The sequence below is a fragment of the Desulfuromonas sp. genome (genome assembly GCA_002869615.1).
Taxonomy (GTDB): Bacteria; Desulfobacterota; Desulfuromonadia; order Desulfuromonadales; family UBA2294; genus BM707.
The window spans coordinates 1-6,595 of sequence record PKUH01000107.1; the positions used below are offsets into that span (position 1 = coordinate 1).

Consider the following 6,595-nt stretch of genomic DNA (forward strand, 5'->3'; position numbering starts at 1 on the left):
GGTAGTAGTGGGCGAGGGTGGTGATCAGTTCACTGCGACTCAGTTTTTCAGTGTTTTCAAAATCAGACATACTCAAAAGATAGCAGATATTTGCTCAATCACGACTTTTGTTTTTCAATCCCGGTCCGGTGTGATTGCTTCCGGCGAGCATTAATCACCCGGTCATGGCAGTCGGCCATTGCTTCCTTCCTTGAACCCGATCACCCGTTCCGATAGAATCAAAGGCAGATTGATTGCAAAGGAGGACCGTATGAAGATCCGCAAGAGTTTTTTCGATTTCGAGTACAGCGAGGTACTCGATATCAAAACCCGCGAACTGATCCGCGTTGCCTGTGCCGTGGCGGTACACTGCCCCGACTGACTGCAGAAGCACTTCGCGGTCGCGAAGGAGAAGGGGGCCAGTGCGGAGGAGCTGCGCGAGGCGATGGCCTACGGGATGATGGCGCCGGGTGGCCGCGCGAAAAATTTTGCCAAGGCGATGCTTGACGAGATGGATGACTGAATCGAGACGTTGAAGGAGTTCCAATGGAAACAGATTTGACCGCAACTGAAATTCGCGTGTTGGGGTGTCTGATCGAGAAAGAGATGACCACTCCGGAGTATTATCCGCTCTCGTTGAACGGACTGACCAACGCCTGCAACCAGAAATCGAACCGCGACCCGGTGCTCGAGCTCGATGAGACCGATGTCGTCAAGGCGCTCGACAAACTCCGCTTCCGGGGGATGGCGCTGCATGCCAGCGGCGAGGGGAGCCGGGTGCCGAAGTACGGCCATAACCTGGAGGCGAAGCTTTATCTCGAACCGGAGCAGTTGGCGATCCTCTGTGAACTGTTCGTGCGCGGGCCGCAAACCCTCGGCGAGCTCCGCAGCCGTTGTGAGCGGATGCGTCCCTTCGCCGATTTACACGCCGTCGAAGCGGTGCTCGATGAATTGATGGAGCTCGATACGCCGCTGGTTACCCGGTTGCCGCGGCAGCCAGGGCGCAAGGAACAGCGCTATGCCCATCTTTTTGCCGGAGTCCCGGAACCGGCGGAAACGGAAGCCGCCGCGCCGCCGGAGGCGGCCCGGCTGAAGGTCGCCGAAGAGGATGAACGGATCCGCCGGCTGGAAGAAGAGGTCGCTGCCATGAAGGCTGAATTCGAAGCCTTCCGTAAACAGTTCGAGTAGGAGGCCGGGTCAGCTATGCCGCATCCCAAGCATATTCTTGTCGTCAGTTGTCTGGTGCGTAACCGGGAAAACGCCATTCTCTGCGTCAAGCACAAAAACAGGGGTTGGGAGATGCCGCAGGGCCGGGTCGAGGAGGGGGAGGCGCTGATTGACGCTCTGCACCGTGAGGTTCATGAGGAGACCGGCATGACGATCGCCGATCCGCGCCTGGCTGTCATCTGGTCGAAGTTGTCGGAACCGGCCGCCCTCATTCACGGCTTTGTTGCCGCCGTCGGCGGCGGCGACCTGACCCCGAGTGACGAGACGCCTGAGGTCGCCTGGCTGAGTGAACCGGCCGCCCGCGAACGAATCACCCATCCGGTCAATCGCGACCGCCTGCACGATCTGCTCGCCGCTGAAGGCAGGGATGGTGGCGCCGTCCGCTTCTACAGCTACACCAAACGCCCGTATCGGCGGATCGATCCCTGAATCCCGTTACTTCCTCATGCGCATAGACCGGAACGGAACGAACGGCCGGCTTGCGATCTGCGGAATGAATGTTTCCTTGACGAAGCGGACATCCTCGATGGTGTAAAAGGCGTTGGGGTTGAACTGCTTGATGGTGCGGATGATTTTTTCCAGCTTGCGGCGGCGGGCAACGGTGAAGATGACTTTGACCGGGCCGCTATCGCCGGTAGCGTCGACGCTGGTGACGCCGTAGCCTTCTGCGCGCAGGTGCCGGAGCAGTTCGGTGGCATCGTGCCGGGTGATGACGCGGAGGATCTGGCTGCCGACGGCGATCCGCTCCTCAATCATGATGCCGACGTAGTTGCCGACCGAGAAACCGAAGGCGAAAGCGATGTAGGTAATCCAGTTATCCATGTGCTGCATCACCTGGGTAATCGCCAGAACCCAGACCAGGGACTCGATGAAACCGAGCAGGGCGGCGTAACTCTTGAACCCCTTGGAAACGAAGATAATACGCAGGGTGCCGATGCTGACATCGAGAATGCGGGCGAGAAAGACCAGGATCGGGATGGTAAGCAGGGCGATTGTTTCAGCTGACATGAAGGCGGCTCCCTTGATTTTCGCTTTTCACGGATCATACAGAAAAACGGAGGTTCAATCCATCCCTTTGGCCGCGCTCTTCGGAACGGCAAGCTTTCTTCCGGATTGAGCACCGTCAGCCGGCGTGAAGTCTTCGCCTGACGCCTCTAACCGTTGACGAACTGCATCGCCTGTTACGGGTAGCGCAGGCCGGCGGCTACCCCGGGCGGCAGGGCGGCGGCAATTGCGTCAAGTTCGGCCCGGGTCAGCGTGATCCCGGCGGCGGCGACATTCTCTTCAAGATAACGCCGCCGCTTGGTGCCGGGGATCGGCACGATATCATTGCCCTGGGCCAGCACCCAGGCGAGCGCCAGCTGGCCGGCGGTAACGCCTCTTTGCTCGGCGAGCGCCCTGATCTTGTCGACCAGTTCGAGGTTCTTCTGCAGGTTTTCGCCCTGGAAGCGCGGTGATATGCGCCGGAAATCGTTGACGTCGAAGTCGTCGACGCTGGTAATCCTGCCGGTCAGAAAGCCCCTCCCGAGCGGGCTGTAGGGGACCAGGCCGATACCGAGTTCGCGCAGCGTCGGCAGGATCTCCGCCTCGACGTCGCGACTCCAGAGCGAGTATTCGGTCTGCAGGGCGCTGATCGGATGCACGGCGTGGGCCCGGTGGATGGTCGCCGGCGCCGCTTCCGAGAGGCCGAGATAACGGACCTTGCCGGCCGCGACCAGGTCGGCCATGGCGCCGACGGTCTCCTCGATCGGGACCCCGGGATCGACCCGGTGCTGATAGTAGAGGTCGATGTGATCGATGCCGAGTCGCTGCAGCGAGGCGTCGCAGCACTGGCGCACGTAATCCGGCCGGCCGCAGATGCCGGTGATCGGCACTTGCCCGTTGGCATCCGGCTGGCCGCGCATGATTCCGAACTTGGTGGCGACGACGACGCCGTCGCGGCGGTCGCTGATCGCCTTGCCGACCAGCATCTCGTTGGTATGTGGGCCGTACATGTCTGATGTGTCGAGAAAATTGACCCCGAGCTCGAGCGCCCGGTGAATGGTGGCGATCGATTCGTCTTCGTCGCGGGCTCCGTAGAAATCAGACATCCCCATACAGCCGAGCCCCTGGGCCGATACCTGCAGACCCTCTGTTCCGAGAATTCTCTGTTCCATCATGCGTCCTTCCTTTTGTTTTCAGTCCGTGTCTCAGTAACCGATTCCCATCAAACCACTGTTTAAATCCTTGCACTCAAATGATGGTTGTCAAGTCGACATGTTTTTACTTTTGAGCCGAGAGCGATCCGGCCTGCAAAACGGCTGATAAGTGATAAGATTATGAGAGCGGGTTAATTTTATTTCAGGAGGCCTGATGTCACGCATCGATCTTGTTCTGCTGCATCCCCCGAGCGTTTATGATTTTCGGCGGAAATCGATCCTCTACGGGCCGGTCAGCGATCTGATCCCCTCGTCGCCGGTCTTCGAGATGTACCCCCTGGGTTTTCTCACCATCACCAGCTACCTCGAGGCGCGCGGCCTCAAAGTCCGGGTGATCAATCTCGCCCTGCGCATGATGAACGACCCCGGGTTCGATGTGCCGGCTTTTCTCGCCCGGCAGCGGCCGCGCGCTTTCGGCATCGATCTGCACTGGCTGCCGCATGCTCACGGTTCATTGGCAATTGCGGCGCTGGCCAAGGCTGCGCATCCGGAGATCCCGGTCATTTTTGGCGGTTACTCGGCGAGCTACTTTCACGAGGAATTGATCGGTTATCCGCAGGTCGATTTCGTTCTGCGCGGTGATGGGGTCGAAGCGCCGCTGTACGACCTGATGCGGCACCTCGATGAACCGGTACAATTGCGGCGGGTGGCGAATCTGACCTGGAAGGATCAGGGCGAGATCAGGGTGAATCCGCTCTCCTGCGTTCCGGAAAACTATGATTATGTCGACATCGATCCGGTTCGCATGATGCGGATGGTCTTGCGGCATCGCGATCTGCAGAGCGTACTCCCTTTTAACGGCTGGTGGAAAAACCCGATCACAGCCGTCTTCACCGTCAAGGGGTGCAAGCACCAATGCCAGACCTGCGGCGGATCCGGGACCGCCGGGGAATGTACGGTGTCGCGTCGACGACCGGCCTACCGCAGCCCGCGCAACCTGGTGAAGAATATTGTTGATATCAGTCGCATTTCGCGCGGGCCGATTTTCCTGGTCGGCGATCTGTTGCAGCCCGGGGTTGACGCGGCCAATGAAACGCTCGATCTGCTGGCGGCGCAGCGGCTCCGGAACGAACTGGTCTTCGAGTTTTTCGGTATGCCGCCGCACGATTTTTTGCAGCGGATCGACCGCTCGGTCCGGAACTGGAGCCTGGAACTCTCGCCGGAGAGCCATGACGAAGCGATCCGCCGCCGCCAGGATCACACTGTCTTTTACAAAAACGTCGAGATGGAAGAGACCATCACCCGGGCGCTGGAACTGCGCTGTCACCGAATCGATATTTTTTTCATGATCGGATTAGCCGGACAGAGTGTCTGTTCGGTCGATGACAGCATCAGCTACTGCGAGGAACTGTTCTCCCGTTTCGATCGACGCCTCTCCTGTTTTATCTCGCCGATGGGACCGTTCCTTGATCCCGGCAGCCGGGTCTTCGAAGATCCCGCTGCGAGCGGCTACCGGCTGTTTGCCCGAACTCTCGAGGAACACCGGCAGCGTCTGCTGCGCCCTTCCTGGCGGCAGATCCTCAACTACGAAACCGACTGCATGACGCGCGATGACCTGGTGGAGGCAACCTATGCGGCCGCCGGGCGACTCAACGAGCTGAAGCTCAGGTATGGCCGGATCGGGCGGCGCCGGGCCCGGGCCGTGGGTGAGCATATTGCGCGGGCACGGGAGCTGGAAGGGCGACTCATTTCCATGCAAGGGGGACAACTCGATGCGCTGACGAGCTCCCTGCTGCAGGGTGAGATCAACCGGTTCAGTGTGTCGACGGTGTGTGACAAACGGGAGCTGTTCTGGCGGCGGCATCTTCTGAATTTCCGTTGGGGTGGGATCCTGCGCGAGCTCTTGAAGGAGAGTTTTAAACCGTACCGCGGTCGACACCGGGAACCAGACCGCCTTGCCGGAGCGGTCCGATCGGAAAGTGATTGCAGCGTTCAGGAGTAGCTCGGGGTCGGGTAGGATGACTTGCGGTAATCGCACAAATCCCACGGCCAGAAGATTGCTTTGCCGTTGGCCTCGATAATGAATGCATCTTCGGCACAACCGATAAATTTGCCCCTGATTTCGAGATCGCGATAAGTGAAGTTCATAGAGGTTCCGATTTCGGTTGTTTCACAGAGTGTTTTGAATTGCTCCCTGGTCATAGTGGCTCCACATCTCTATCCTGTTTGATCCGTTTGATTTGTTTAAATTATAACCATAGAGGTTATTAATCTGCAACTTTTCGGCCTTTTTTATTGTCAAAGCGCCCCTTCATTCGGTATTTTCGGCACACCTCATTTTTCAGGATTGCTTTGTGAAGAGACCGGACAAGATATACAGCACGCCGCTGCATGAAATCGTCGACTTCAGGTTCGACGAAAAAGTGGCGGCTGTTTTCCCTGATATGCTCAACCGGTCGGTACCGGGTTACGGGCTGATGATCACCAATATCGGCATTCTCGCCGGGCGGTACACACAGGCCGGCAGCCGCTGCTACGATCTCGGCTGCTCCCTCGGTGCGGCGACACTGGCGATGCGGCAGCGGATTACCGTCGAAGACTGTCACATCGTCGCCGTCGACAACTCGAAAGCGATGATCGAGCGGGCGCAGCAGCTGCTCGAAGGCGATGCGGCGACAGCTCCGGTTGAACTGGTCTGTGCCGATATCCTCGATGTTCGGATCAACAACGCTTCGGTTGTTGTGCTCAATCTGACGTTGCAGTTCATTCCGGTTGACCGACGGTCGGAGTTGATTAAAAACATTCATGCCGGTCTGCGGCCGGGCGGTATCCTTATCCTCGCCGAGAAGGTCGCCTTCGACGACGAAGCGCGGCAAGAGCTGCTGACCGACCTCCATCATGAATTCAAACGGGCCCAGGGCTACAGCGACCTTGAAGTCAGTCAGAAACGGACCGCCCTTGAGAACGTTATGATCCCGGAATCGCTCGATATTCATATCGAACGACTCGGACAGGCCGGATTCGCAGTCGTCGAGCCGTGGTTCCAATGCTTCAACTTCGCCTCGTTGGTGGCGTTCAAATGAGTTTTGTCCCCGAAATCTACGATTCCCTCTACCCGCAGCTCGAAGAGCTCGGGCTCCGGGAGTGGGCCTCCCGGCTGAGGACGGCGATCGCGGCCGAGTTCACCTCCCGCCGTCACGGCAAGATGGCCGAATGGCAGGCGGCGCTGAACGGCCTGCCGCTGATCGAAC

The 6,595-nt window shown here is 58.9% G+C and carries 8 protein-coding genes; 5 read left to right on the forward strand and 3 right to left on the reverse strand.

Annotated features, from left to right (window positions below; all coding sequences use genetic code 11):
• Positions 1 to 250: 250 nt before the first annotated feature.
• From C0623_12025 to C0623_12035, 3 genes are all read left to right on the forward strand, one after another.
• Positions 251 to 361, forward strand: coding sequence for a hypothetical protein (locus C0623_12025; protein PLX98563.1), 111 nt, complete (start codon positions 251 to 253; stop codon positions 359 to 361).
• A 164-nt stretch (positions 362 to 525) separates the two neighbouring features.
• Entirely contained in the window at positions 526 to 1,167 is a 642-nt protein-coding gene (locus C0623_12030; GenBank protein PLX98564.1) for a DUF480 domain-containing protein, read from the forward strand.
• 15 nt (positions 1,168 to 1,182) lie between these two features.
• Positions 1,183 to 1,635, forward strand: coding sequence for an NUDIX hydrolase (locus tag C0623_12035; GenBank protein PLX98565.1), 453 nt, complete (start codon positions 1,183 to 1,185; stop codon positions 1,633 to 1,635).
• 6 nt (positions 1,636 to 1,641) lie between these two features.
• Here the strand turns inward: C0623_12035 and C0623_12040 are convergent, their stop codons facing one another.
• A complete protein-coding gene (locus C0623_12040) occupies positions 1,642 to 2,214 on the reverse strand; it encodes a hypothetical protein (protein ID PLX98566.1) in 573 nt (190 codons plus the stop codon).
• Positions 2,215 to 2,387: 173 nt separating this feature from the next.
• Complete coding sequence (locus tag C0623_12045) at positions 2,388 to 3,362, reverse strand: aldo/keto reductase (protein PLX98570.1); 975 nt, start codon at positions 3,360 to 3,362, stop codon at positions 2,388 to 2,390.
• A gap of 196 nt (positions 3,363 to 3,558) precedes the next feature.
• Between C0623_12045 and C0623_12050 the strand changes: the two genes are divergently transcribed.
• Positions 3,559 to 5,346, forward strand: a complete 1,788-nt coding sequence (locus tag C0623_12050; protein ID PLX98567.1) for a TIGR04190 family B12-binding domain/radical SAM domain protein — start codon at positions 3,559 to 3,561, stop codon at positions 5,344 to 5,346.
• Here C0623_12050 and C0623_12055 read toward each other — a convergent pair.
• Entirely contained in the window at positions 5,337 to 5,546 is a 210-nt protein-coding gene (locus tag C0623_12055) for a hypothetical protein (protein ID PLX98568.1), read from the reverse strand. The two genes, C0623_12050 and C0623_12055, sit on opposite strands and share 10 nt — an antisense overlap.
• 152 nt (positions 5,547 to 5,698) lie before the next feature.
• On the opposite strand from C0623_12055, the gene cmoA reads away from it, so the two are divergent.
• Positions 5,699 to 6,427: a carboxy-S-adenosyl-L-methionine synthase CmoA gene (gene cmoA / locus C0623_12060; GenBank protein ID PLX98569.1), complete on the forward strand. Its 729-nt coding sequence runs from the start codon at positions 5,699 to 5,701 to the stop codon at positions 6,425 to 6,427.
• Positions 6,428 to 6,595 lie beyond the last annotated feature (168 nt).

Coding starts and splice junctions, on each gene's coding strand:
- C0623_12055 (PLX98568.1), bottom strand. CDS start 5,546: ATGACCAGGGAGCAATTCAAAACACTCTGTGAAACAACCGAAATCGGA.
- C0623_12050 (PLX98567.1), top strand. CDS start 3,559: ATGTCACGCATCGATCTTGTTCTGCTGCATCCCCCGAGCGTTTATGAT.
- C0623_12040 (PLX98566.1), bottom strand. CDS start 2,214: ATGTCAGCTGAAACAATCGCCCTGCTTACCATCCCGATCCTGGTCTTT.
- C0623_12030 (PLX98564.1), top strand. CDS start 526: ATGGAAACAGATTTGACCGCAACTGAAATTCGCGTGTTGGGGTGTCTG.
- C0623_12035 (PLX98565.1), top strand. CDS start 1,183: ATGCCGCATCCCAAGCATATTCTTGTCGTCAGTTGTCTGGTGCGTAAC.
- C0623_12045 (PLX98570.1), bottom strand. CDS start 3,362: ATGGAACAGAGAATTCTCGGAACAGAGGGTCTGCAGGTATCGGCCCAG.
- C0623_12025 (PLX98563.1), top strand. CDS start 251: ATGAAGATCCGCAAGAGTTTTTTCGATTTCGAGTACAGCGAGGTACTC.